Source organism: Candidatus Nanopusillus massiliensis, assembly GCF_920984865.1.
The window spans coordinates 439,783-440,113 of sequence record NZ_OV100765.1; the positions used below are offsets into that span (position 1 = coordinate 439,783).

At 21.3% G+C, this 331-nt stretch carries 1 pseudogene; it reads right to left on the bottom strand.

Annotated features, from left to right (window positions below):
• A pseudogene (locus tag LUA84_RS03265) lies at nucleotides 1–303 on the bottom strand (hypothetical protein); the annotation flags it as partial.
• Nucleotides 304–331 lie beyond the last annotated feature (28 nt).

A 331-nucleotide genomic window follows, 5' to 3' on the forward strand; every position in this document is an offset into this window, starting at 1 on the left:
ATATACTAATCTATAATGATTTTTATAATTTATTGTTTTTTCTCTATATTCTTTTGCTTTCTTTATTTTTTCCTTTATTTCATTATATATATCTATATTCTCATTATATGAAAATATTCTAATATAATGATNNNGATCTTTTGGATTTATTATTCCCCAAGCTAGAAAATTATTATTATATTTTAATTTAACCAATTCTCCAGGTTCAGCTTCAATTTTTTTAATCCAATTTGTAGAAAAAACCTGTCTTCCCTTTTTTATCTCTCTTTTTACCCTTTCCCCAACTTTAATTTCATATTGCATATTCTGTTGATAATATTAAATAATACAA